This is a genomic window from Rhodobacteraceae bacterium M382, assembly GCA_025141015.1.
In the GTDB taxonomy this organism is placed as follows: Bacteria; Pseudomonadota; Alphaproteobacteria; order Rhodobacterales; family Rhodobacteraceae; genus Aliisedimentitalea; species Aliisedimentitalea scapharcae.
Map to the genome: position 1 here is coordinate 3,790,238 of CP081098.1, position 26,185 is coordinate 3,816,422.

The 26,185-nt window shown below is 61.3% G+C and carries 21 protein-coding genes; 9 read left to right on the forward strand and 12 right to left on the reverse strand.

Annotation, left to right across the window (positions count from 1 at the left end):
* Positions 1–29: 29 nt before the first annotated feature.
* From K3727_17585 to K3727_17620, 8 genes are all read right to left on the reverse strand, one after another.
* Positions 30–1,688, reverse strand: coding sequence for a transcriptional regulator (locus K3727_17585; protein UWQ90556.1), 1,659 nt, complete (start codon positions 1,686–1,688; stop codon positions 30–32).
* Positions 1,689–1,955: 267 nt separating this feature from the next.
* The gene (locus K3727_17590; GenBank protein ID UWQ90557.1) at positions 1,956–2,879 is read right to left on the reverse strand and encodes an MBL fold metallo-hydrolase; all 924 of its coding nucleotides are present in this window, start codon (positions 2,877–2,879) and stop codon (positions 1,956–1,958) included.
* Between the two features lie 183 nt (positions 2,880–3,062).
* Positions 3,063–4,235, reverse strand: coding sequence for an ABC transporter substrate-binding protein (locus K3727_17595; protein ID UWQ90558.1), 1,173 nt, complete (start codon positions 4,233–4,235; stop codon positions 3,063–3,065).
* 44 nt (positions 4,236–4,279) lie between these two features.
* The gene (locus K3727_17600; GenBank protein UWQ90559.1) at positions 4,280–6,160 is read right to left on the reverse strand and encodes a long-chain fatty acid--CoA ligase; all 1,881 of its coding nucleotides are present in this window, start codon (positions 6,158–6,160) and stop codon (positions 4,280–4,282) included.
* Positions 6,161–6,173: 13 nt separating this feature from the next.
* Positions 6,174–6,947 (reverse strand): ABC transporter ATP-binding protein, encoded by a 774-nt coding sequence (locus K3727_17605; protein ID UWQ90560.1) that lies wholly within the window; start codon positions 6,945–6,947, stop codon positions 6,174–6,176.
* Entirely contained in the window at positions 6,947–7,714 is a 768-nt protein-coding gene (locus tag K3727_17610; GenBank protein ID UWQ90561.1) for an ABC transporter ATP-binding protein, read from the reverse strand. Before K3727_17610 ends, K3727_17605 begins: the two co-directional genes overlap by 1 nt.
* Positions 7,711–8,796, reverse strand: a complete 1,086-nt coding sequence (locus tag K3727_17615) for a branched-chain amino acid ABC transporter permease (GenBank protein UWQ90562.1) — start codon at positions 8,794–8,796, stop codon at positions 7,711–7,713. The genes K3727_17610 and K3727_17615 overlap by 4 nt, the downstream gene beginning before the upstream one ends.
* A gap of 3 nt (positions 8,797–8,799) precedes the next feature.
* A complete protein-coding gene (locus K3727_17620) occupies positions 8,800–9,675 on the reverse strand; it encodes a branched-chain amino acid ABC transporter permease (GenBank protein UWQ90563.1) in 876 nt (291 codons plus the stop codon).
* Between the two features lie 331 nt (positions 9,676–10,006).
* Here K3727_17620 and K3727_17625 point away from each other — a divergent pair, with 331 nt between their 5' ends.
* Positions 10,007–10,639, forward strand: coding sequence for a TetR/AcrR family transcriptional regulator (locus tag K3727_17625; protein ID UWQ90564.1), 633 nt, complete (start codon positions 10,007–10,009; stop codon positions 10,637–10,639).
* A 208-nt stretch (positions 10,640–10,847) separates the two neighbouring features.
* Here the strand turns inward: K3727_17625 and K3727_17630 are convergent, their stop codons facing one another.
* Positions 10,848–12,539: a thiamine pyrophosphate-binding protein gene (locus tag K3727_17630; protein UWQ90565.1), complete on the reverse strand. Its 1,692-nt coding sequence runs from the start codon at positions 12,537–12,539 to the stop codon at positions 10,848–10,850.
* Positions 12,540–12,672: 133 nt separating this feature from the next.
* Between K3727_17630 and K3727_17635 the strand changes: the two genes are divergently transcribed.
* Entirely contained in the window at positions 12,673–13,377 is a 705-nt protein-coding gene (locus K3727_17635) for a GntR family transcriptional regulator (GenBank protein ID UWQ90566.1), read from the forward strand.
* A 13-nt stretch (positions 13,378–13,390) separates the two neighbouring features.
* Positions 13,391–14,143, forward strand: coding sequence for an aspartate/glutamate racemase family protein (locus K3727_17640; protein ID UWQ90567.1), 753 nt, complete (start codon positions 13,391–13,393; stop codon positions 14,141–14,143).
* A 104-nt stretch (positions 14,144–14,247) separates the two neighbouring features.
* Here K3727_17640 and K3727_17645 read toward each other — a convergent pair whose 3' ends face one another.
* Entirely contained in the window at positions 14,248–14,910 is a 663-nt protein-coding gene (locus K3727_17645) for a TetR family transcriptional regulator (GenBank protein ID UWQ90568.1), read from the reverse strand.
* A 61-nt stretch (positions 14,911–14,971) separates the two neighbouring features.
* On the opposite strand from K3727_17645, the gene K3727_17650 reads away from it, so the two are divergent.
* The 6 genes from K3727_17650 to K3727_17675 all read left to right on the forward strand — a co-directional run bounded on the left by K3727_17650 (position 14,972) and on the right by K3727_17675 (position 22,915).
* The gene (locus tag K3727_17650; protein ID UWQ90569.1) at positions 14,972–16,327 is read left to right on the forward strand and encodes an NAD(P)-binding domain-containing protein; all 1,356 of its coding nucleotides are present in this window, start codon (positions 14,972–14,974) and stop codon (positions 16,325–16,327) included.
* Positions 16,324–17,244, forward strand: a complete 921-nt coding sequence (locus tag K3727_17655; GenBank protein ID UWQ90570.1) for a bile acid:sodium symporter family protein — start codon at positions 16,324–16,326, stop codon at positions 17,242–17,244. Before K3727_17650 ends, K3727_17655 begins: the two co-directional genes overlap by 4 nt.
* Positions 17,241–18,176 carry an SDR family oxidoreductase gene (locus K3727_17660; GenBank protein ID UWQ90571.1) on the forward strand — a complete coding sequence of 312 codons (936 nt, stop codon included), beginning with the start codon at positions 17,241–17,243 and terminating at the stop codon, positions 18,174–18,176. Before K3727_17655 ends, K3727_17660 begins: the two co-directional genes overlap by 4 nt.
* The gene (locus tag K3727_17665; protein ID UWQ90572.1) at positions 18,173–18,931 is read left to right on the forward strand and encodes an SDR family NAD(P)-dependent oxidoreductase; all 759 of its coding nucleotides are present in this window, start codon (positions 18,173–18,175) and stop codon (positions 18,929–18,931) included. Before K3727_17660 ends, K3727_17665 begins: the two co-directional genes overlap by 4 nt.
* 301 nt (positions 18,932–19,232) lie before the next feature.
* Positions 19,233–21,389, forward strand: coding sequence for an indolepyruvate ferredoxin oxidoreductase subunit alpha (locus K3727_17670; protein UWQ90573.1), 2,157 nt, complete (start codon positions 19,233–19,235; stop codon positions 21,387–21,389).
* Positions 21,371–22,915: an indolepyruvate oxidoreductase subunit beta family protein gene (locus tag K3727_17675; protein UWQ90574.1), complete on the forward strand. Its 1,545-nt coding sequence runs from the start codon at positions 21,371–21,373 to the stop codon at positions 22,913–22,915. The genes K3727_17670 and K3727_17675 overlap by 19 nt, the downstream gene beginning before the upstream one ends.
* A gap of 15 nt (positions 22,916–22,930) precedes the next feature.
* Here the strand turns inward: K3727_17675 and cueR are convergent, their stop codons facing one another.
* On the reverse strand, positions 22,931–23,320 hold the full coding sequence (cueR, locus tag K3727_17680; GenBank protein UWQ90575.1) for a Cu(I)-responsive transcriptional regulator: 390 nt from the start codon (positions 23,318–23,320) through the stop codon (positions 22,931–22,933).
* A 15-nt stretch (positions 23,321–23,335) separates the two neighbouring features.
* Positions 23,336–25,843 carry a heavy metal translocating P-type ATPase gene (locus K3727_17685; GenBank protein ID UWQ90576.1) on the reverse strand — a complete coding sequence of 836 codons (2,508 nt, stop codon included), beginning with the start codon at positions 25,841–25,843 and terminating at the stop codon, positions 23,336–23,338.
* Positions 25,844–26,185 lie beyond the last annotated feature (342 nt).

The window sequence follows — 26,185 nt, forward strand, 5'->3', positions numbered from 1 at the left end:
CCTTGGAACTTTGTTGTTTTATATGTGTTTTATTCCGGTACGCCCGCCGCTTGCAGGGCCTTGGCCCAATCCCGGCCGACCTGAAACGAGACCGCGGGATGTTCGCGCAGGTATTGGCCAACCGTGAACTGGGGTGTGATTTTCATCAGGTCATGCACCACCTTGCGCGCCTTGTCCCCCTGCCCTGACATCTCGAGCGCAATCGCCTTGGTCCGCAATGTAGAGGGATAGGCCTGGTTGACCTGCAATGACCGGTCCGCCAGAAAAACCGCCTGGTCAAAATTATGCGCGGCCAGCTGTGCAGTGGCCGACAAGGCATCAAAATAATAGCCTTGCGGGTCCAGCGGTGACAGGCGCCGCGCTGCATCGGTCAATTTCACGGCGTCCTTCGGAGCATCCTGAAAGGCCCGCATGGCCCCTTTGAGCAACAACGCAAGCGCCTCGTTCGGGTTGTCCTGAATCGCCAGGTCATAGGAATGGGCAGCCAGATCAAAGCGCCCGTTCAGATGACTTTGCACCATCCCTTTGAGCGTCAGCGCCAAGGAAAAACCAGGGTCGATCTGCAGCGCCTTGTCGGCAAGCTCTCCGCCCATGCGGGCGTCCTGATCCCGGTCCGGGGACAGGCCCTTTTGCACCCGCATGACATGCCAGAACCCCAACCAGGTCAGGGTCAGCGGATGGTTCGGCTCGCGCTGCACCAGCAGGGTGAACAATTCGTGCGCCGAATTGAACCGATGCGCCCGCATGTCCTGCAACAACGAAATCCCCGCCATCAGCAACGTGTGGCTTTCCAGTTGCTCAAGCGGTCGAAAGGTCGTCATCCGCAGCGCTTCGCCCACAGCAGTCCGTCCGATATGTCCGGTCAGTTCAAGCAGCGAACTTGGATCTCCGGCCAACAGTTCGGTCACATTGCCAGAATAGTCGCGCGACCACAGCACCCGTTCCCGCGTGGCGTCCTGCAAATCCGCCGTCAGACGAAAGGCCTGGCCGCTGACAATCACCGACCCGGTCAACAGGTATTGCACGCCACAGGTCTGGGCAATGTCACCGGTCAGCGCGGTGGTCGGATTGAATTGCCGGGTTGTCAGATACGAGGTCACGCTGAACCCCTGGCTGCGGGACAACAGGCGCGACATTTCTTCGGCCAGGATCGAGCCCAAAGGGTTGCCTCCTCCGGCACTGGCCCGATTGGCAAACGGCAACACCGCAATCGACGGCAACAGGGCTTCGACTCCGATCCGCCCCTGATCCCCGACAGCGCCGATCGTTGCGGCGTGATGGACCGCACCCGCGTCCTCGGGGCCCCGCATCTGCGCAATCCACAGCGAGAATTGTTCCTCATGCGGCAGGGCAAACCCCTCCATGAAAGGGCCCGCTCCCTCTTCGACCTCCACCCGGTCCATGTCCAGGATCACCCGTTCGCGATTGGCCGACAGCAAAGCACCTGCCTCGGGCCCCAGATTCCGGCGCAACGTCGAAAGCGCCGTTCTCAGGCTGGCCTTGGCCTGCTCTGGTTGCGCCAGGCTCCAGAGATGATTTTCCAGAAAACTACGGGTCCGCACGCCATCAGACGCCGAGCTGAGCAGCCCCAAAAGAGCCTGATGCTTGGCACCCAGCTGCACAACCTTGCCATCTGCCAAACGCACCAGAAATGTGCCATATAACCGAATGTGCAATAAAGATTTCACCGAAAAACTCCGAATAACATAGTTAATTCGGTATCATGATTCCGGGCAAAGTTACGCCATCGTGAAATTCGAAAAAGCTGAATTTCACGATTATTTTACGATAGCACTGCCTCTTGCGTCACCGATCACAACGGGGACACAGAGGCAGGTCTTTGAAACAAATCAATAAAAATTTAACTGAACCCAAAAACCCGCGTTATTTGAGCATCACAACTGAACCGATAACAAACCCCATCCAACACATGTCTGCGGATCAAATTCCAGTGTTCACACCGGATCAGGGATGAAACGGTAACCGTCATCTGTCTGCTCTGCGCGCCCGATCCCGCCTCCCGGCAGGTGGAACCCGATCAACTGCATCTGTTCCGAAGCCAGACGATCCAGCAACATTTGTCGCGTATCCGCCGCCTGGACCTGGTCCTGATCAGACCCGGAATGCCATTGCGGACGGGCAAACCCGACATGGTGATTCCCGATCGCGTCCCCGACCACCAGGACGCTGTTGCTGCCTTGGCGCAGTTCGAATGACATATGCCCCGGCGTGTGCCCGGGGCTGGCCACGGCTGCAACGCCTGGCAAAATCTCCTGACTCGCGCCGAACAGGGTCATCTGATCCTCCAACACCTCGAGCCGACGCCGGGCACCGACAGCCATTGTGGCCCGCTCCGTCTGGATGGTGTTCACGGTTTCGGGATCGAACCAATAGTCCCATTCGGTCTGGCCCATCATGTGTTCCGCATTGGCAAACAGCGGATCATCAAAATCATCCAGAACACCCCACAAATGGTCCGGGTGGCAATGGGTGAACACCACATGCGTCACATCATCGGGCACCAGCCCGACGGCATCCAGCGCATCCACCAACAGACCGGCCGTGTCCTGAAACGCCGGACCGGACCCTGCGTCGAACAGCACCACATTCTGACCATCCCGCACCAGGGTCACATTGCATTCCGGGGTCAGCGGTCCGCTTGCAATCCCGTTGGCCTTCAGAACCGGGGGCAACAGATCCTTGGGCATCGGACCAAAGATGAAATCCGGGGGCAAGCTCAGATGCCCATCCGACAGGGTTTGAATCTGCATTTGACCCAGAGTGATCTCAGATGCGGCCCACCCGCGGTTGGCACCCGATCCGGCCACAGCAATGCTGCACCCGGCGGTGGTCATGAAATGTCGGCGTGTCAGCATCATGGGATCCTTGGGAATGTCAATTAACCCATAATCACATTTGAATGTGATAATTTCAAGTGTTTCCGCATCCAATCTCGCCACCGACACCGGCGCGACGGCCCCCATGACACCCCCAACAGGTCTCGAACAAAAAAAGGGGCCGGACCCCTCCCGGCCCGGCCCCAATCCGATAAACCGCAGTGTTTACTGACGATCCAGTTCCTTCCACATGCCACCTTCGACAATGGAAATGACGATGTCATCCGCACCACGGTGATCGTCCGCGCTATAGGAGATCTGTGAATCGGTCAGTGCATCAAAATAATCCAGGCTCTCCATCCCCTTGATAAAGCTCTCATGGGTCAGATCCTGTCCTGCCGCTTCGAGAGCACGCACGACCGTGTCAGCCGCCGAATAGCCCAACATGGCGAACCCGCCAGCTGGCTGGTCATATTTGGCTTTGTAGTCCGCGATGAATTTGGCCGGGGCCTCGTCCGCCGCACGTGCATTCAGATCGACCCAGCCAGCCGAGGCATACAGCCCCTCGGTCACGCCACCCGGAACAGCCGCCACAACGCCCAGGAACCCGGCGGATGTGTTCATGAATTTCACGTCGGTCCAACCCAGCTTTTTTGCGGTGCCAACAACGGTGATCCCCTGACGCACACCCAGCGCCATGGTGATCACGTCACACCCTGCCGCCTTCAGTTTGGTCAGCGACCCGACAAAGTCGAGCTCGTCTGGTTTATGCGTGGTTTCCCCGCCAAATGTCAGACCCAGCCCGGCGGTCACATCCTTGGTGCTTTCGGCGATTTCCTTGCCGAAATCGGATGGGATGTACATGGTGCAAATCTCTTTGGAGTCGAATTCACCTGCCAGATATTTAACACCGGCCTGGACCTGATCCCAATAGCTCGAAAAACCCGAGAATTTGTTATCCAGCGGCTCGGACAACATTTCACGCGCAGCAGACAGCGGACCGACATTCGGGATGCCCTTGGGGTCCAACAGCTTGAAACCGGCGATGTTCATTGGTGTGCCCAGCGACAACAACATGCCAAACACCTTGTCGCGATTCAGCAGCTTGTTATAGCCCTGCATCGCGCGCGGGATCTGATACCCATTGTCTTCGACCACGAACCGGATCTGGCGACCATGCACACCACCCGCGGCGTTGGCTTCGTCGAACCGCAGGTTCGCGCCATTCACCGCCGGCACGCCCACGGCGGCAAAAATACCGCTCAGATCATTGACCGACCCAAAAATCACCTCGTCTGCGGTCACGCCCTGGGTTTCGGCCTGCGCCGCCCCGCCCAGACCGCCCGTCAGACCGGTCGCCATCGCTGCCGCCAGCAGCGTGGATGTCACTTTTTTCATAGAAATTTCCTCCCTTGGGTTCAACCGGCGCGGTGGGCCGCGCTTCAATACATGTCGTCAATCAGCGCCTTGTGTTTCTTTTCCACCAAGCCACGCTTGAGCTTCATGGTTGCTGTCAATTCATCGTCTTCAGCCGTCAACAAAACGTTGATCAGGCGAAAATCCTTGATCTGTTCGACGCGGGCAAATTCCTTGTTCACCGCATCAACTTCGGCGCGGATCAGGTCCACCACCGGCTGCGCCGCACAGAGCGACGCAAAATCACTGAATGGTATCTTATTGTCCTGTGCGAATTTTTCCACGTTTTCCTGATCAATCATGATCAGGCAGGTCAGATATTTGCGCTGATCCCCGATCACCACCGCGTCCGAAATGTAATGGCTGAACTTCAACCGGCTTTCGATTTCAGCCGGGGTGATGTTCTTGCCCCCTGCCGTGATGATGATGTCCTTGATCCGACCGGTGATGGTCAGGAACCCGTCCGCATCCAACCGCCCCACATCGCCCGTGCGCAACCACCCATCGTCGGTAAAGGTTTCGGCGGTCTTTTCGTTGTTGCGCCAATATCCCTGAAAATTGTTGGCCCCAAAAGTCTGGATCTCGCCATCTTCGGCAATACGGATTTCGATGCCCTCAATGGCCTTGCCCACGGTTCCGGGCCTGTTCACATCCAGCGTGTTGATTGCCGACAGGCCGGTGTTTTCCGTCATTCCGTACCCTTCGACCAGCGGCACGCCGATGGACCAGTACCATTTCAGCAATTCCGGCGAAATTGGTGCAGCACCGGTGCCGCCACGGCGCATCTTGTCCATGCCCAGCATTCGGCGCAGGTTGCGCAGCACCAGAAAATCCCAAACCGCGTACCTGGCCGCGACGCCCCCTGGCACCGGGCTGTTCTGCATCACATAATCGGCGCGCGCCTCGCCTGCCTTGATGGCGCGCGAAAACGCCCAGCGCCCGATCAAAGTCGCCTCCTGTGCCATGACCAGAACGCGGGAATAGACCTTTTCCCACACCCGGGGCACGGCGAAAAAGGTCGACGGCGACACCTCCTGGATGTTGTCAAACACAGTTTCCGGGCTTTCGGCGAAATTCACCGTGCTTTTCGCAGCCAGCGGAAAATAGACCGACACGTTGCGTTCCAGGATATGGCACAGCGGCAGGAAACACAGCTGTTCGTCATCCGTGTGCACCGCCAATCCACGGGCCCCGGATTCGATGGTGGCCAACACGTTTTCGTTGCTGATCATCGCCCCCTTGGGCATCCCCGTGGTACCGGATGTATAGATCAACAACGCCGTGTCACCAGGTTGGGACTTTTCGATCTCGGCCTCGAACACCCCACGGTTTTCCGCCTCATAGGCGCGGCCCGTGTCATACAGCTCGTCAATGAACACGCATTTGTCGTGGCGCAGATCATGCAGCCCATCGCGGTCCATGATGATGACGCGGGCCAATCCGGGCACCTGATCCTGGATCTCCAGGTATTTGTCCAGCTGCTCATCGTTTTCGACAAACAGGAACCGGCTGTCGCTGTCGTTGATCAGATAGGCCAGCTGATGCGCGGAATCGGTGGTATAAACGCCCGAGGCGATCCCGCCGACGCCTTGAATACCCATGTCGGCATACAGCCATTCCTTGTTGTCTTCGCTGAGGATCGAAACCACTTCGCCCCGTTTCAATCCCAGCGCCATCAGCCCCAGGCCAATCCATTTGGCGTGGTCCCAATAGCTGTGCCAGGAGTAGCTCTTCCAGATGCCGAAATCCTTTTCCCGATGCGCAGTGCGGTCGCGCAAATCGGCACAGCGGCTGGCAAAGAGTTTCGAAATCGTGTCACAGCCATCGACTGTCAGCGGGCGCTGGCCGGGTACGGCGTTGTAGGTGACACCGTATAGCTCAATCGTTGGTTGGGCCTGCATGTTCATGATCGTCCCTCCCTTACCGCCATGTCTTCTTGCGCTTCCAGCGCCGTTCGCCACGTTCCCCGACCTCTTGATGGCCCAGATAGAAATCCTTGATATCGTCGCTTTCCATCAGCCGGTCGGCGCTGCCGTCCATGACGATACGCCCTATTTCCATGACATATCCGAAATCGGCAGCGTCCAGCGCAATACGGGCGTTCTGTTCGACCAGCATCATGGTGACGCCTTCGTCAGTGTTCAGCCGTTTCAGAATGGCAAAGATTTCCTGAACCAGCAATGGCGACAACCCCAGCGACGGTTCATCCAACAACATGATCTGTGGGCGCAACATCAACCCACGCCCGATGGCCAGCATCTGCTGCTGCCCGCCTGACAATGTTCCTGCCTCCTGATCCCGCCGTTCGGCCAGGATCGGGAAATAGTCGAACACCAGCTGGCGGTCCTTTTCGATCTCGGATTTGTCGGACCGGGTATAGGCCCCAAGGCTCAGGTTTTCGTCGACCGTAAGCAGCGGAAACACTTCGCGCCCTTCGGGCACATGCACGATGCCCGCCTGAACGATTTTATGCGGCTCTTTGCCCTGGATTTCCTGCCCCTGAAAGACGATCTTGCCCTTTTCCGGGTCCATGATGCCGGAAATGGTTTTCAACAGGGTCGATTTACCGGCCCCGTTGGCCCCCAGAACCGTGACGATCTGGCCCTTGTCCACCTTGAGCGACACGCCCCGGATCGCCATGATCGGACCGTAAAAGCTCTCCAGGTTCTTGACCTCCAGCAATGTCTCGCCCATCACGCTGCCCCCGCGCCCAGATAGGCCTCGATCACCGCCGGGTCGGATTGCACTTCGGCTGGTGTCCCTTCGGCCAGTTTCGCACCATCGGCCAGCGCCAGCACACGATCGCTGACACCGGACACCAGCCCCATGTCATGTTCAACCATCAACACGGTGATCCCCATCTGTTTGCGGATGTCATCAATCCACCACCGCATGTCTTGGGTTTCCTCGACCGACAGACCCGATGCCGGTTCATCCAACAGCAACAACCGCGGCCCCGACGCCAACGCCCGGCCCAGCTCCACCACCTTGCGCACCCCATACGGCAGCCCGGCGATCATCTTGTTGCGATAGGGTTGCAGGTCCAGGAAATCGATCACCTCTTCGACCGCCTCGCGGTGGGCGTGTTCCTCGCGCCGGACGCTGGGGGTGAAAAACATCTGTTCGACCAGCGACGCCTTGCGGTGGCGATGGCGCCCGACCAACAGGTTCTGCAACACCGTGGCGTGGTCAAACAGTTCGATATTCTGAAACGTGCGCGCAATCCCCAGATCCGCCACCTCATCGGCCTTGCACTCCAACAGGTTCTGCCCGTCGAACTGAAAGCTTCCGGCAAAAGGTTCGTAGAACCGCGAAATCAGGTTGAACACCGTCGACTTGCCTGCCCCATTCGGTCCGACGATGGCATAGACCTCGCCCTCCTGAACAGAAAAGCTCAGGTCATTCACAGCGACCACGCCGCCAAATTTGAGCGTCGCGTTGTTGATCTCCAAAAGGCTCATCTCAAACGCTCCGTCTTCAGATAGGATTTCTGCCGCTTGAACATATCCTTGCGCGCAAAGGGGAACAGTTCGAACCAGGTGCGGATTTTCAGCCAGCGGCCGTAAATCCCCATGGGTTCAAACAGGATGAACAGGATCAGGATCAACCCGAACACCCCGGTTTCCAGCCCCGGAATGGCAACGCCGCCGCCGCCGATCATGTCCTTGCCGATCGACAATGCCTGCGGCAGGAATGCCACGACGACTGCGCCAAAAAACGCGCCGTGGATCGATCCCAGCCCCCCAATGACGATCATCATCAACAGCGTGATCGAAATCACCAACGAAAACGTCTCGTTATTGAACGTCCCGGCATAATACCCCATCAACGCCCCGGCCCAGCCGGTGATCATGCATGACAAGCCAAAGGCCATACCCTTGGTCCGGGCAATATGCACCCCCATGGCGGTGGCCGATACTTCGCTGTCGCGCACCGCAGCAAAGGCACGCCCCAAGGGCGAGCGCAGCAGGTTGCGATAAAACAGCGTGCAGATGATCGTGACGACCAGCACCAGATAATAGAAGCGCGCCGGCATCGACCAGCGTTCGATTTCGAACCCGAAAATGGTGATCATGTCAGGGAATTTCCCCGACACGCCGCCCGTCCAGGGCTCCAGCAGCACGATAATGTCATCGGCCAGAATGGACAGCGCGATGGTCGCAATCGCCAGATAGATCCCATGCAGCCGCAGCACCGGTATGGCGATCAGCGTTCCAATCACGCCGGTCAGCACGCCAGCCAACGGAAAAGCGACGATAAAGGGGAGCCCCAATTCAATCAGGATCGTATTGGCATAACACCCCACGGCCAGAAACGCCGCATGTCCCAGACTGGCCTGACCGGTCTGCCCGGTCAGCAGCATCAGCCCCAAACCCGCGATGGCCCAGATCAGAACATTCGTGACCTCGCCCAGATAAAATTCGTCAATCAGCCACGGGAGCCCAAAGGCAAGAGCCAACAGCGCCGCATAGACCGAGAACGTCCAGCGATCCGGGAACAGGCGGATGTCGTGCTCATAAGAGGTTTTGAAGTGAATGCGCATGACTTAGACCTTCTTGATCCGGACCTGACTGAACAATCCGTGTGGACGGAAGATCAGGACCGCAAGCAACAGCACATAGGGCGCAATCTGGGAGTAGCCGGCCTCTAGGTAACGCGCTGCGAACGGTTCAATGATGCCAACGATCAGCCCTCCGGCCAATGCGCCGGGCAGCGACCCGAACCCGCCAATGACGGCGGCGGCAAAGGCTTTGATCCCCAACAGACCCGCATTGGGGTCAATCGCGCCTTTAGAGGCAAACAGGATACCAGCCACGGCAGCCACCGCGCCCGCAAGCCCCCAGATCATGCCCTGCACCCGTTTGACCGGAATACCCATGTAATACGCCGCCATCTGGTTCTGGCTGGCCGCCTGCATCGCCAGACCCAATTTGGTGCGTTGAAAGAACTGATAGAGGAAAATGGTGAGCAGAACTGTCACGATGATCACCGCCACATCCGCCATGCCCAGAACAACTCCGCCCATCTGCAAATCACCCAGCGCCAGCGGGCTTTCCAGAGTTTGCGGTTCATGTCCCCAGATCGCCCCGGCAATGAACCGGATCACGAACCCCAGCGCAATGGTCAGGATCACCACCGCTGTCTGGCTTTGCCCGAACAGATGCCGCAGGACGAAGAGATCCAACAGATATCCAAGGATCGCCATGATTGCGATGGCCAGCGGTGCAGCGACCCAAAAGGGCAGGTGCATGTATTCGGCATTGGTGAGACCCAGGGTCACAAACGCCCCCAGCATCATGAAATCGCCCTGAGCGAAATTGACCGCCTCGGTGGCCTTGTAAATCAGCACAAAGCCAAGCGCGATCAGGCCATAAACACAGCCATTCGCAAGGCCGCTGACCAGCAGCTGCAATACGTCCAAATTGTCCTCCCTCCACCCCGCGGGGCGGTATGTTGCCGACACGTTGGCCAGCTGGTGCGCCTTTTGTTCTGAGGTCGACGATCAACGTCCGATCCTCATTGGCGTCAAAAACAGACTAGCGAGTATGTTTTTTCCCTGTCAATCCGCGCGACCCAGCGTCAAAATGGAAAAAACCGCAAAACACGGCAAACTGACGGCGGGGCAACATGTGATCCCGGCTGGAAGGGCGGGGGGCAACGGGCGTCACGGCCCAGACAGACCAGACTCAATGCGTCCCCATACCGGCTCCACACGCACCGGCTCGAACACAGCCTCCAAACCGGAAGGAAAAATGCTCGAAACTTTATCGACTTCCAAAAGTGAGATCCTGGACGCAGCCGCGTGGTGTTTTATGACGCTGGGCTGCGACTCGGCTTCGATTGATGATATCGCCGGACACCTGGGGTCGACCAAGGGGCGGATCTATCACCACTTTCCCTCCAAGGGCGCATTGCTGAGCGCCGTGCAATTGCGCGCCGCCCGGTTCACCTATCGTGCGGTTGCCCCGGTCGTTGATCTGGATCTGTCCCCGGATCGCTGCCTGCACCGGATGTCACGCACCCACGTACAGGAGGTCCTGCGCACCCTGCCCTATCACAAGGTCGTCCTGCAAAGCTTCAGCGCCGTCGATCCAAAGTCTCCGATCGCCTTTGAACAGGACCTGCGCACGCAGCTGCGCAAAGAGCAGCGGTATTATGCCGGGTTGTTTCTGGACGTCATCAAACGTGGACAGACGGACGGCTGTTTTACCATGGGCGGAGACCCGAGGGTCGCCATGGCCAGCGTGCTGACCCTGCTGAACGCACCACTGTTCTGGTATCAGCCGCGCCAGGACAATTCAAAACGCTTTGACACGGCCCTGGCGGGCCAACTGGCCGCCATGGCGGTGGCCTCTCTGAAACACCCCAGCGACGGCGCGCTGTGATCCATGCCGCACAGGGGCGCTGCCCCTCTGCCCCGTCGGGGCATTCACCCCGGAGTTTTTGGGCGAGATGAATGAAGGAGCGGGGTGCCCGGCTCCCTCATTGGTGTGTTGAAGAGCGGCATCGGGGCCCCGCCCAGCCGCGCCCAGTCCCCCCCAGTCCCGGCCAGCCGCGCCCGGACCGCTTTGCCAGTGCCGTGCGGTACGGCGTTCAGCCCATCCAGCGGCGCACTGGCGCATTGCTTTCTTCCAGCGCCTGCGTGACCACGTCGATCAGGGTCGGACCGTCATGGGCAATCGCCTCACGCAGCACCCGCTCGAGATCGTCGGGATTCTCCACCCGCCAGGACTTCACACCATAGGCCGCAGCAACGGCGGCGTGATCCGTCCGATTGAAGTCCACATTGTAATAGCGAGCGTCCTTGTCGGCAAATTGGCTGGCCTTGATCCAGCCAAAGTTCGAATTCGAGAACACGATATAGGTGATCGGCGCGCGCGCCCGACAGACGGTTTCCAGCTCGCCCACGGTAAAGCCAAAGGAGCCATCCCCCATCAGCGCCACAGTTTTCGACGCAGGGCGTCCGAACCACGCCCCCAGCGCCGCCGACAGCGAATAGCCCAGCGCGCCATGGGCCCGGTTGGTGATGAAATGACGCCCCGGTTGCGGCAGTTGGTAGTAGGCCGAGAAATAGGGGCAGCTGGTGCCGGGGTCCGACACCACGGTGGCATCCGCAGGCAGCGTGTTCATCAGCGCCTGGATCACCCGTTCCGGGCGGATCGGGGCCTGATCCGATTGTGCCAGCTTGTCAAAGATCTCGAACTTGCGCGCTTTTCGTTCGGCAATCGCCGCCGCGCCGCCGAATGTGTCAGCCCCCTGATCGCGGGTGTCCAGCACCGCGTTGACCTCGGCCAATGCCAGGCGCAGATCGCCCACCACCGCCACTTCGGTCTGGTAATTGGCGTTCATCACCATCGGGTCATTGTCGAAATGTACGATACGGGTGCCGGGTTTGGGAGCCTCCCATCGCGCTGTGGTGGTAGACCCGGCACGCGCGCCCATGAACACCACAAGGTCCGCGGCCTCCATCATCTCCCAGGTCTCATCGGTGCCGCCGTTCGACCCGACCACACCCAGACAGTTGGGGTGGGTTTCCGCCAGCGAGCCCTGCCCCGAGATCGAGGTGGCGACCGGAATGTCCAGACGGGTGGCAAGGCGGTCCAGCTCCTCCATCGCCCCGGCAATCACCACACCACCGCCGCAGACGATCAGCGGGTTTTTCGCCGAAATGATTGCCTCGACTGCCGCCTGCGCCGCGCCGGGGGCCGGGGCCTGAGGATAGGCCGGATAACTGTTGGTCGCGCCATCCGCCCAGATGTCCGACGGGTCCACCGCATCATATTGCACGTCATAGGGCAGACCAATATGGGCCGCCCCCGACCGCCCCGTGGTCATCGCACGAAACGCCGCACGCACCATGCGCGGGATATGGTCGGACCGTTTGATCACCGTGTTCCATTTGGTCAGAGGCGCCATCAGCGCCTCCTGATTGACCTCGGTCAGCGGGTATTTCCCATAAGAGGCCACCGAAATATCAGTGGTGATGCCCAGCACAGCATAGGAGCTCTCGGATGCTTCGATCAGACCCGGCAGGATATAGGTCGCACCACCGCCTGACGGCCCTTCGGCCACGCCGACCTTGCCGGTCACACGGGAATAGCCGTCTGCCATATAGGTGGCACTGCGTTCGTCGCGGGTCAGCACATGGGTGATGTTGTGATCCAGCCGCAGCATCGCGTCGTAAAACGGCAGCGTGGTATCCCCACACAGGCCAAAGATATGTTCGACGCCCTGTGCCTCGAGCATACGCACCATCGCTTCGGCACCATTCATCTGGTTTTCCATCGTCGGAAACTCCCCCGGTTCATCGCCCGCCACGGGCCTGCGTTCAAAATTGTATACAGCTTAAAATGCAATATTGCACACGAGTCAATCCCGTATTAAGGTCACCCTGAACACACACCCGGCGAGGATTGGGATGGCGAAACCAGAAAGCCCCAGATCAGAAAGCAATGTAGACCGGCTGTACGAGGCGCTCAGACGCATGGCGTCGGATTTCGCCTTTAAACCCGATGCGCGGATCAACGAAAGCGCGCTGGCCACACAGCTGGATGCCTCACGCACCCCGATCCGCGAAGCGCTGAACCGGTTGGTGGCCGAGGGGTTCCTGACCTTTCAATCGGGGCGCGGGTTTTTCTGCCGGTCCCTGTCGCCCGAATTGGTGATGGATCTGTACGAGGCCCGCGTCGCGGTCGAAGTCGAAGCCGTCCGGCTGGCCTGTGTGCGTGGCAGCGACGCTGAGATCACATCGCTGATGAACGAACTCGACGAAATCGCCCCGGATTATACCCCCGACGCCGACCCGGAATCCCTGTTGGCGATGGATGAACGGTTCCACGGCCAACTGGCCGCTCTTTCGGGCAATGGTGAACTGGGTCGGATGCTGGCCAATCTGAACGACCGGATCCGCTATATCCGTCTCATCGACCTGAAACGCCTGCGCGAGACCGCCAATGACGGTCAGACCATGGTGTCGGCCCATCGTCGCATCCTCGAGGCGATTGCCAGCCGCGATGCAGATGCGGCCAGCACCCAAATGCGTGCCCACATCGAACGCCGTCGCGAAGGCGCGACGCAGGCGGTGCGCGACGCCTATGCCCAACTTTATGTTCCGGAATTCTAAAGGAAACCACCCCATGTCCACACTCAGTTCCACATTCGGGGGCGGCAAGACAGTCTATGGCGCATCGGTCGGTATCCTGATGCTGGAAACCCGATTTCCCCGCATTCCCGGTGACATGGGCAATGCGTTGACCTGGCCGTTTCCGGTGCAATACCGGGTGGTGCGCGGTGCCTCACCGGACAAGGTGGTGCGCGGCAACCCCAAGGATCTCCTGGATATCTTTGTCGAGGCAGGTCAGGATCTGGTTGCTTCGGGGTGTGATGGCATCACCACCAATTGTGGCTTTCTGGCGCTGGTTCAGGACGATCTGCGCGCGGCGTTGGGCGTTCCGGTGGCGACCTCATCGCTCATGCAGGTGCCGATGGTCCAGGCGCTGTTGCCTCCGGGCAAGAAGGTGGTGATTTTGACAATCTCCAAGGCAACCCTGAGCGACGCCCACCTGCGCGCTGCCAATGTGCCTGCGGATACACCGGTCTATGGCACCGATGGCGGAACCGTCTTTACCCGCGACATCCTCGGGGACGCAGCCGAAATCGACTTTGCCGCCTGCCGCCAGGACATGCTGGATGCAGCGGACGAGATCATGGCCAATGAACCCGACGTGGGCGCCATCGTGCTGGAGTGTACCAATATGGTTCCCTACGCGGCTGATGTGCGCAAACGCACCGGGTTGCCGGTCTATTCGATCGAGAGCTTTGTCAGTTGGTTTCAGGCCGGGCTGATGCCGCGCCGTTACCCTCTGGATCTGGATGATCCGCGGCGATAACAGCAAAACAGCCCCCACATGGGCGGCACTGTCGCGGACACATTGGGGAAACATCGGAGACACATCGGGGACACATGGGGAGGGGGACATCGGGGGAGAGCCCCCTATTTCAACGTCGCCTCCATCCCCGCCACGCAAAACGTCAACAACACCTTGTCATCCGGGCTGCGCAGACGCGGACCTTCGCCGCCCAGCGCCTCGATCCGCCACGCCGACGTCACCTGCGCCAACAGCGCCGCGACGGAATAGGTGAACCCGGCTGAAACCCGCCGCTTGGACACCCGCGGATAGAGCGCGGCAATTTCATCGACAAATTGCTGCGCAACGGGGTCGAAACACACCATCGCCAGCGATCGCCACCGGGTGTCAGCCGACACATAGGCCACCAGACGGGCATAGGCCATCCATTGCGCCCCCCCGGTCCGCGCCAGCTCCAGATAGGGCAGCAGGAAACACTCCATGATTGCCGGCACATCCAGATCCCCCACTGCCCTGCGACCGGCCAGCGCCTCCAGCCGACGCCGGGACAGCTCATCCGCGCGCCGTGCAACCACCACATGGAACAAGGCCGCCTTGTTGCCCGCGTGATGCGACACCAACCCCACCTGAACCTGGGCCTCTACCGCAATGTCGCGCATCGACGTGCCATCAAACCCGCGCTCTGCAAACAGCCGCTCGGCCGCATCCAGGATCCGCGCCCGGGTTTGCAACGACCGCTGTGACGGGGCGCGCTGGCGTTGTTTGTCTGGTCCAGCGTCCGAATTCATGACTCTGCCTTGCATTATTTTGAACGCTCGTACAATCTAAGGAAAAATTGGCGGAGGGGCAATGTCAGATTATTCAGACCGATATGCGTTGATCGGCGCGGGCCCCATGGGGTTGGCCATGGCCAAGGTCCTGCTTGAACAGGGGATCTCGTTTCAGGGGTTCGAACTGCATTCGGATGTCGGTGGCCTGTGGGACATCGATTCCCCCCGGTCCACGATGTACGACAGCGCGCATCTGATTTCGTCCAAACACATGACCGAATTCACCGATTTTCCGATGCGGCCAGACACGGCCGAATACCCGTCGCACCACGCCCTCAAGCACTATTTCCACGACTTTGCCGACCACTTTGACCTGCGCCGCCATTATCACTTTGATGCCGAAGTCACCCGGATAGAACCGCTGGGCGGCGACGGTGATGGCTGGGCTGTCCACTGGTGCGATGCAGACGGGGACCATCAGGAGATTTTTGCCGGGGTGATGATCGCGAACGGAACGCTCAGCGAACCCAATCTGCCCCGGTTCAAAGGCCAGTTTGACGGAGAACTGATTCACGCATCGCAATATCGCGCACCATCCCAGTTCGATGGCAAACGCGTGCTGGTGGTCGGGGCCGGAAACTCGGGCTGCGACATTGCGGTCGATGCCATTCACCACGGCACCCGCTGCGACCTGTCAATGCGCCGCGGCTATTACTTTGTCCCAAAATACGTCTTTGGCCGCCCGGCCGACACCATGGGGGGTGCCATCAAGCTGCCGATGTGGCTGAAACGCAAGGTCGACGGGATGATCCTGAAATGGTTTGTCGGCGATCCGCAGAAATACGGCTTTCCCAAGCCCGATTATGCGCTGTACGAAAGCCACCCTGTGGTGAACTCGCTGGTGCTGTACCACGCCGGGCATGGGGACCTGACAATTCGCCCTGACATCGACCACCTGGATGGCAAAACCGTTGTGTTTCGCGATGGTCAGACCGGCGAATACGACATGATCCTGGCCGCCACAGGCTACAAGCTGCACTATCCGTTCATCGACCACAGCCTGCTGAACTGGCAGGGCGATGCCCCCCATCTGTATCTTAACGCGATGCATCCCCACCGCGACGACCTGTTTGTGCTCGGCATGGTCGAAGCCTCGGGGCTGGGCTGGCAGGGCCGCCACGAACAGGCCGAAATGGTTGCGCGCTATATCACCGGGCTGCGCAACAACCACCCCCAGGCTCAGGCGCTGCACTCCGAAAAATCCGCAGGATTTCAACGCGCGACCGGTGGGATGGCCTATCTGGACGTGCCCCGCATGGCCTATTACGTCGACAAGGCGACGTATCGCACGGCCGTGACCCGCTGGATCAAACGGCTCGCCAGCCCCGGACCAACCCGCCACGCCCCCCAGAACGCTGTCGAGGCCACCCAATGAACATCGACGACGTCGCGCTGAACTTCAGCCCCGGATCACTGACACTGCTGAATGCGATCCTGGCGATCGTCATGTTTTCCATTGCCATTGATTTGTCCCCTGCCGACTTTCGCCGATTGGCGCGGGCCCCCCGGGCGCTGATCACCGGGTTGATCTCGCAGTTTCTTGTGCTGCCGGTGCTGACGTTTGTTCTGATCTGGATCACTGCGCCGCGCCCGTCAATTGCGCTGGGTCTGATCCTGGTTGCCGCCTGCCCCGGTGGCAATATCTCGAATTTCATCACCCATCGCGCCGGAGGCAATTCCGCCCTTTCGGTATCGATGACCGCCTTTGCCACGGTCGGTGCCGTTGTGCTGACCCCGCTCAATATCGCGCTTTGGGGCAGCCTCTATCCGCCAACCCGCGCGATCCTGCAGTCCACCGCCATCGACCCGGTTCAGATCGCAGTCACCGTCTCCCTGATGCTGATCCTGCCTCTGGTTCTGGGCGTGCAGTTGAACCAGCGCCACCCGGAATTGACCGCGCGCCTGCGCAAACCGTTGCAAATCGTTTCCTTCCTGATCTTTGTCGCCTTTGTGCTGCTGGCGCTGGCCGCCAACTGGAGCTTTTTCCTGGGCTTTGCCGGGACCGTCGCAGGGCTTGTCGTCCTGCACAATTCACTGGCTCTGGGCGGCGGGTATCTGACAGCAACGCTGGCTGGTCTGTCCGCCTTTGACCGGCGCGCCGTGACCATTGAAACCGGCATTCAGAATTCGGGTCTGGGGCTGGTGCTGATCTTTGCCTTTTTCAATGGGTTGGGCGGCATGGCCGTGGTCGCCGCCTTTTGGGGCATCTGGCACGCGATATCCGGTATCGCGCTGGCCGGCGTCCTGGCCCGCACACCGCTGGACCGCCCGGAACCGGAGCCCACCGCATGACCCGCATTCTGATCACCGGTGCGTCAGGCATGATTGGGCACGCCCTGCTGGACCTGCTGGGAAAGACCTCACACGACATCATCGCGACCGATCTGCGCGCGCCCGCCTTGCCCACAGCGGCCCGGTTCCTGCCCATGGACGTGACGGGATCGGACCCGGAGCGCGTGATCACCCAAACCCGACCGGATGTGATCGTGCATCTCGCGTCGATCGTCACCCCGTCTGCCGGTGCCAGCCGGGATCTGGCCCATGCCGTCGATGTCACCGGCACCCGGAACGTGCTGCGGGCAGCCTGCGCCAACGGGGTGCGGCGACTGGTGGTGACATCCTCGGGGGCTGCCTATGGCTATCACGCCGACAACCCAGTGCCCCTGCGCGAAACCGATGCCCTGCGGGGCAACCCGGAATTTGCCTACGCCGATCACAAACGCCAGGTCGAAGAGATGCTGGCCAAAGCGCGTCAAAGCCACCCCTCGCTCGAACAGGTCGTGCTGCGGGTTGGCACGGTTCTGGGCGCAGATACCAACAACCAGATCACCGCGCTGTTTCACAAACCCCGCCTGTTGGCGGTGCGCGGCTGCGACAGCCCGTTTGTCTTTATCTGGACCCAGGATCTGGCGCATATTCTACTGCGCGCCTGCACCGATGGCCCGCCCGGCATTTTCAACGTCGCCGGGGATGGCAGCCTGAGCATCGACGATCTGGCCCGGTCACTGAACAAACCGGTCCTGCGCCTGCCCGCCACCGCGTTGAAAGCCGCCCTGGCGATCGCAAAACCACTTGGCCTGACCCGCTATGGCCCCGAACAGGTCCGGTTCCTGCAATATCGCCCGGTTCTGGCCAATGACCGTCTCAAATCCGACTTTGGCTATACGCCGCAGCTCGACAGTGCCCAGGTGTTTGACCTGTGGCGCAGACAGGCGGGCCTGTGAAAACCGCGGTCATTTCAGGCGGGGCTGGCGGGCTGGGCCGCGCGCTGAGCACGGCGCTGCAATCACAGGGATGGCGGGTTGCGCTGATTGATCGCGATATCTCAGGGCTGGACAGGCACCCCACACAGTTGCCCCTGCAATGTGACCTGACCGATCCGGCCCAATTGTCTGCAACCATGGATCAGCTGCTGACCGATACCCCCCAGATCGACCTGGCGATCTACAATGCCGGCGTCACCCATATCGGGTCCTTTGCCGATACCGCACCGGACACCCACCGCACCGTGTTTGACATCAACTACTTCGCGGCCATCTCCATGGCCCATGCGCTGCTGCACCCGGTCCGCGCCGCCCGTGGCACACATCTGGCCATATCTTCCGTCGCCGGCTTTGCGCCCCTGCACAATCGCACCGCCTATGCCGCCTCAAAACACGCGCTCCAGGGCTTCTTCACGTCCTTGCGCTCCGAAGAACGCCGCCATGGCGTCACGGTCCAGATCGCAGCCCCCTCCTTTGTCGCCACCAATACCGGCAATCCAGATCGCCAACCCGATGGGACCGCGCGCCCCGGCTCCGCTCCGGATGGCCTCGACTACATGTCGCCCGAACAGGCCGCCCGACAGATCCTGCGCGGCCATGGGACCGGTCGCCCCATGATCCCTGTGGGCCGCATCGCGACAGCTGCCTGGTGGATCAACGGCATCGCCCCCCGCCTCTATCAACGCCTCATGGAGCGTCAGATACGCGGGCTGTGATCCGCATCTCTTCTGACCGTCCTGGCTTCTTTCTGGTAAAAATACCTGCGGGTGAATGCGCCGCAGGCGCAGAGGGCAGCCGCCCTCCCCTGCAGCGCCCACGGCGCTGCGCGGCCCAACGGGACGCCCACCTCGCAGAGGCGGGATGACCCGGCGGGAGCCCCCCGATACCAGTTTTGCAAAAAGGCGGCTTCCCATTTATATGAAAATGTATATTCTTTTCTGGCGAACAAACCCATCATCGACCCCACACACCGTCTCCACCCACCGACTCTCCCCACCGACTCTCCCCAAGGACCCCATGGCCGAACGCTCATTCAAATCCGAAGTCCAACACCTCAGGATCCCCGCCGGAGAAACCTTTCGCGGCGAAGGCATTCTCGCCATCACCAAGGCCCTGCTTGAAAACGGGGTCGGCTATGTGGGCGGCTACCAGGGCGCACCGATTTCACATCTGATGGATGTCCTTTCGGACGCCCAGGACATCCTGTCTGACCTCGAAATACGGTTCGAGGCCAACGCCTCCGAAGCCGCGGCCGCCGCGATGCTGGCTGCGTCGATCAATTATCCGATCCGCGGGGCTGTCACCTTCAAATCCGTGGTCGGCACCAATGTGGCGTCTGATGCGCTGTCCAATCTGGCCTCTGCCGGAGTCACCGGCGGCGCATTGATCATCGTGGGCGAAGACTATGGCGAAGGGTCTTCGATCATGCAGGAACGCTCCCACGCCTTTGCCATGAAATCGCAGATCTGGTTGCTGGACCCGCGCCCCAACCTGCCGTCGATGGTTCAGGCCGTGCGCCACGGGTTCGAACTTTCCGAAGCGTCGAACACCCCGGTCATGCTGGAACTGCGTATCCGGGCCTGCCATGTGCACGGGGCCTTTACCACCCGCGCCAATACACCTCCGCCAATGACCGTGGCTGATGCGCTGAAAAACCCGACCCGCAAAACCGACCGGATCGTCCTGCCCCCCGCCCTGTTCCAGCACGAACAGGAAAAGATCGCCGAACGCTGGCCTGCCGCTGTCCAATTCATTCTCGACAACCGCCTGAACGAACATTTTGGCCCCGAAACAGATGCGGAAACAGGTAAAATCGGCATCATCACCCAGGGCGGCATGTACAACACCGTGCTGCGCGCCCTGCAGCGCCTGGGGCTGGCCGATATTCACGGCACCTCCCGGATTCCGCTCTATGTGCTGAACGTCACCTATCCCTTGATCGACAGCGAATTCCTGCAGTTCTGCACGGGCAAGGATGCGGTGCTGGTGGTCGAAGAGGGCCAGCCTGATTTCATCGAACAGGCCTTTGCCGCGATGCTCTACAAGGCTGGGCAGACCGTCACCCTGACAGGCAAGGATTACCTGCCCAGGGCCGGCGAATACACCGGCGCAGCTGTGTATCAGGGCATCACCAATTTCCTGCGCGATCACGCCATCGACCTGCTGAGCGACGCCGACCGCGCGCCCAACACCGACGCCCCCGACCCTGCCATTGCGGCGCTGACCAAAACCCTGCCCCAACGCCCGCCCGGCTTTTGCACCGGGTGCCCCGAGCGTCCGATTTTTGCTGCGCTCAAGATGGTCCAGGAAGAACTCGGCCCGCATCAGATCACCGGAGACATCGGCTGCCACCTGTTTTCGACGCAACCTCCGTTCGAAATCGGCGGCTCCACCATGGGCTATGGGTTGGGACCGGCCTCGAACGCGGCCTTTGATGCGGGCGGCGCGACGCGGCCGATTTCGATCCTCGGCGACGGCGGGTTCTGGCACAACGGGCTGACGTCGTCGATTGGCAACGCCGTCTACAACCGGTCCGACGGGCTGACCGTGATCGTTGACAATTATTACTCTGCCGCGACCGGCGGACAGGACCTCCTGTCTTCGCGCGCTGATAACGAGACCAAAGCCACCAACAATTCCATCGCAGGTGCCATCCGGGGCGTCGGCGTCGACTGGATCCGCCAGATCGACCGCACCTATGACGTGCCCAAATTGCGCGACACCCTGCGCGAGGCGCTGACCACCGATGCCCCCGGCCCCAAGGTGGTGATCGCCGCGTCCGAATGCATGCTGAACCTGCAACGCCGCGAACGCCCGATCCGTCAGCAGGCGATCAAGGCGGGCCAACGCCAGGTGGTGCCACGGTTCGGTGTCGACGAAGACGTCTGTACCGGTGATCACGCCTGCATGCGGCTCTCGGGCTGCCCGTCTCTGGGCCTGAAACACACCGGCGATCCGCTGCGTGACGACCCGGTGGCCCACATTGACCAGACCTGTGTCGGCTGCGGCAATTGCGGCGAGGTCGCAGATGCCGCCGTGCTGTGCCCCTCGTTCTATCAGGCCGACCGGGTGCACAACCCCGGCTGGCTGGAACGGCGCATCGACGGTGTGCGCAAATCGGTCATCACCTGGCTGCAACAGCGGCGCGATCGCAAATGGGGACGCACCGCATGACTGCCTCATTCGAACACTCGGGCCTGATCCGGCTGGCCATCCTTGCCGTCGGCGGACAGGGCGGCGGTGTGCTGTCCAACTGGATTGTCGATTTGGCCGAACGCAACGGCTATATCGCCCAAAGCACATCCGTCCCCGGCGTCGCCCAGCGCACCGGGGCCACCATCTATTACGTCGAACTGTTGCCCGACACCGGCAGCCCCCCGGTGCTGGCGCTGATGCCGTCGCCCGGCGATGTGGACATCGTCATCGCCGCCGAAATCATGGAGGCCGGACGTGCCGTGACCCGTGGTTTGGTCACCCCGGATCGCACCACGCTGATTGCGTCGAACCATCGGATGCATGCGGTGTCGGAAAAGGTGGTACCGGGCGATGGGGTGATCGGCAATGGCCTGGTGCTGCCCCATATTCAGGCCGCCGCCCACCGGTTGATCTGCTGTGATTTCGCCGCCATCGCCGCCGACACCGGAAGCCATATTTCGGCCAGCCTGCTTGGCGCGCTCGCCGGGTCTGATGCCTTGCCGTTTGACCGGGCCGCATTCGAGGCCACGATTACCGCCTCCGGACGTGGGGTCGAGCCCAGCCTGCGTGCCTTTGGGGCCGCTTATGCGGCTGCCCGCGCGCCCGACCCGTCTCCCTCCCCCGACCCGTCTCCCTCCCCCCATATGCCCGCGCCTGACCACACCGCCCCCCGCGCGCCCGACGTCGCCCACCTGCCCGACCCGGTGCAGGACATGGCCAGCGCCGGTCTGGCCCGGGTCATCGACTATCAGGACACAGCCTATGGGCAGGAGTACCTGGACCATCTGGCCAGCGCCGCCCGCGCAGACGCAGCCCAAGGCGGTGACGCCCAGCAATTTGCCTATACCAGCACGCTGGCCAAATACCTCGCCAACGCCATGTGTTATGACGACATTCCCCGGGTTGCGGATTTGAAAACACGGTCCCGCCGCACCGCGCGCGTCCGGGACGAGCTGGGTGTACCGGCTGACGCGGTGCTTCAGCTCACCGAATACTTCCACCCCCGGACCGACGAACTCCTCAGCCTGCTGCCCACCCGCGTCGGTCTCTGGGTCGAATCCCGCCCGGCGCTGGTCCGTGGGATCGCGCGTCTGTTTTCCAAGGGGCGGCGCCTGCGTTCAGACCGCCTGGTGCCATTCCTGATGCTCTATTGGCTGGCCGGACAACGCCGGCGTCGTCGCGGCATGCTGCGCCATCACCGCGAATTGGCCCATATGCAGGCCTGGCTGGCCCGCGCGTCCCAGCTTCTGCCGCTCAACTATGATCTGGCGGTCGAAACCCTCGGCACCCGACGCCTGATCAAAGGGTACAGCGACACCCACACCCGGGGGCTGGCCAAATTCGACCGGGTGATGCAGGGCATCGCGCTGGTCCAGAACCGCGCGGATGCGGCGGATTGGGCGCGGCGGCTCAAAACCGCAGCCTTGGCCGATGTCGATGGCACACAGCTCGACGGGGTGATCCAGACCATCCAGAGCTTTTCGGACACCCAGGCCGCCGAATGACACCAGCGTGCCCGCCTACAGCTTTCCTGACAGATCCTTGAGGATCGGACAGTCGGGCCGGTTGTCCCCGGCACAGCAATCCACCAGCTCTGTCAGCGTGTCCCGCATGGATTGCAGATCGGCAATCTTGGTCTCGATCCGTGACAGATGCTCCTTGGCCAATCGTTTGACATCGGCGCTGGCGCGGGTTTCATCCTCGTATAACGCCATCAGGGTGCGGCAATCTTCGATGCTGAACCCCAACGCCCGGGCGCGCCCCAAAAAGGCCAGCTTGTGCAAATCGCTGTCACGAAATCTGCGATACCCGTTGGCGCTGCGATGCGGCTTGATCAGGCCGATGTCCTCGTAATACCGGATCGTCTTGGCCGGAAGGCCCGAGCGGGCGGATACGTCACCGATGTTCATGCGCTTTGCCTCCTCTCACTGTGCCGCGGCAGGTGCCGGGACCAGCCCCGGACCAGATGCGGCGGTCTGCGCCGCCAGCGTCGGCGCAATGCGACGCAGACGCAAGGCATTGCTCAGTACAAACACGCTGGACAGCGCCATGGCACCCGCGGCCAGAGCCGGTGACAACAAGGGCCCGCCAAAGGGATACAAGACCCCCGCCGCCACCGGAATCAGCAGAATGTTATAGCCAAAGGCCCAGGTCAGATTCTGCCGGATATTCCCCATCGTGCGTCGTGACAGAGCAAAGGCATTGACCACGCCGCGCAAATCCCCGGACATCAAAACCACATCCGCGGCCTCGATTGCCACGGCCGTGCCCGACCCGATCGCGATCCCCACATCCGCCGCCGCCAACGCGGGCGCATCATTGATCCCGTCTCCGACAAACCCCAGGTCCCCATGCGTGGCCCGCAGCGCCTCCAGCGCGGCGACCTTGTCACCGGGCAGGCATTCTGCCTTGACGTGATCAATGCCCAGATCGCCAGCAATGGCCCGGGCGGTGGCCGCGTTGTCCCCGGTGATCATCGCGACCGCCAACCCCTGGGCCTGCAAGGCGCGAATGGCCTCGCGGCTGCCCGGTTTGATCGGATCCGCCACCGCGATCACCGCTGCGATCTGGCCGTTGATAGCGGCAAACATCGGTGTTTCCCCCCGCGCTGCGACCTCTTTCGCCCGCTCGGCCAACGCCCCCAGATCGATGCCATCGCGGGCCATCAGCCGGTCCGCGCCAATCAACAGGTCCTGACCCTCCACCCGCGCCGACAGCCCCAATCCGGTCAGGGCCTCGACCTTTTCGGCTGTGGGCAGATCCGCACCCGCCGCCGCAACCAGAGCCCGGGCAATCGGGTGTTCGGACTGCGCTTCGGCGGCGGCCACCAGACGCAGGACATCTGCCCGATCAAAACCGGGGCTGGTTTCCAACAGGGTCAGCGCCGGGCACCCTTGGGTCAATGTCCCGGTCTTGTCCAGTGCCACGACCTTGACCTCTTGCAACCGCTGCAGGGCGTCACCCTTGCGAAACAGCACCCCCAGCTCGGCCGCGCGGCCGGTCCCCACCATGATTGACGTCGGCGTGGCCAGCCCCATGGCACAGGGGCAGGCAATGATCAGCACCGACACCCCGGCCACCAGAGCAAAAGGCAAAGACGGGGCCGGGCCGAACACAGCCCAGACCAGAACCGTCAACGCCGCAACGATCATAACCGCAGGCACAAACCACAATGTGATGCGATCCACGACCCCCTGCACCGGCAGCTTGGCTCCCTGGGCGTGCTCCACCATCCTGACGATCTGCGCCAGCATGGTGTCGCGTCCAACCCGGGTCGCGTTATATTCGATCACCCCATTGCCATTGACCGTCCCGCCCGTCACCTCGGTGCCTTCTGTCTTGGCCACAGGCACAGGTTCGCCGGTGATCATGCTTTCGTCCACATAAGACGTGCCGCTGATCACCGTGCCATCCACGGCGATCCTGTCTCCGGGGCGGGCGCGGATCACATCGCCGGGGCGGATTTCTTCGACCGGCACCTCTGCCGCTTTGCCCCCGCGCAAAACGGTGGCCGAACGCGGCTGCATCCCGACAAGTTTGCGGATGGCCGCCCCCGTGCGCCCCTTGGCCCGCGCCTCCATCCAGCGCCCTACCAGGATCAGCACCACAATGACGGCTGCAGCCTCGTAATAGACATTGGCCGTTCCCGCCGGCAGCACACCCGGCGCAAAGGTCGACACCACCGAAAAGACATAGGCCGCCAGCGTCCCGATCGCCACCAGCGCATTCATGTCGGGCGCGCCGCGCAACAGGGCCGGAATGCCACGTTCATAAAACATCCGACCGGGCCCCATCAGCACGGCAGAAGTCAAAGCGAACTGCACCAGATGGCTGTTGGTCGTTCCGATGTTGGCCGCGACCCAATGGTGCAGGGCCGGGATCATGTGCCCGCCCATTTCGATCAGAAACACCGGCAACGCCAGCGCCGCCGCGATGATCATGTTGCGCCTCAGGGCGGCAATCTCGGCCTCTTTGCGCCTGTCCTGGGACTCTGCCCGGGTGCCCTGGTCCGGCTCGGCACGCGCGGGGTACCCCGCCTCGGTCACGATCCGCGCCAATTCGCCCGGGGTCATAGCGCCCTGCGCATAGGTCACATGCGCAGACTCGTCGGCCAGGTTGACATGTGCGCCCACCACCCCCTGCGCGCCGATCAGGGCCCGCTCGACCCGTCCCACGCAGGAGGCGCAATTCAACTGTTCGACATGTAAAACAACAGACGACGTCACCGCAGGATAGCCCGCAGCCTTCAGCGCATCGGTCAGCGCAGACAGCGCCACATCGCTGGACTGTGTGACCTGTGCCGTGGCATTGGCCAGATTGACGCTGGCGGTGCTGACGCCATCCACGGCGGCCAGCGCGCGCTCTGCACGCCCGGCGCATCCGGCGCAATTCAGGCCGCTGATTTGCAGAGAAACGATAGGGCGGTTGGACATGGTGCACAGATCCCGAGTCGATGACATTGCCCGAGATATGGGGCTTCCAGTCACGGGAAGGTCAAGAGGGGACGTCAGATTTTTTCATTTGACATCTGTGATCACAGAATGCGAAGGCTACGCCAACAAACAATCGGTCCTGCGACATTCCATGTCGCATATGGGACCAGAACATGCAGACCGGGAATGGTATGCTGCATTTAAGAAATCACACGCTGCGGCCTGATTGCGGCCCGCACACACGAGAAATGGGAGATTACGAAATCCGCAAGCCTGGCAGCTTTGCAAAGCGCATTCCGAACCCGCAGACTGCACAGCATATGCACATGCTTGCCTAACGTC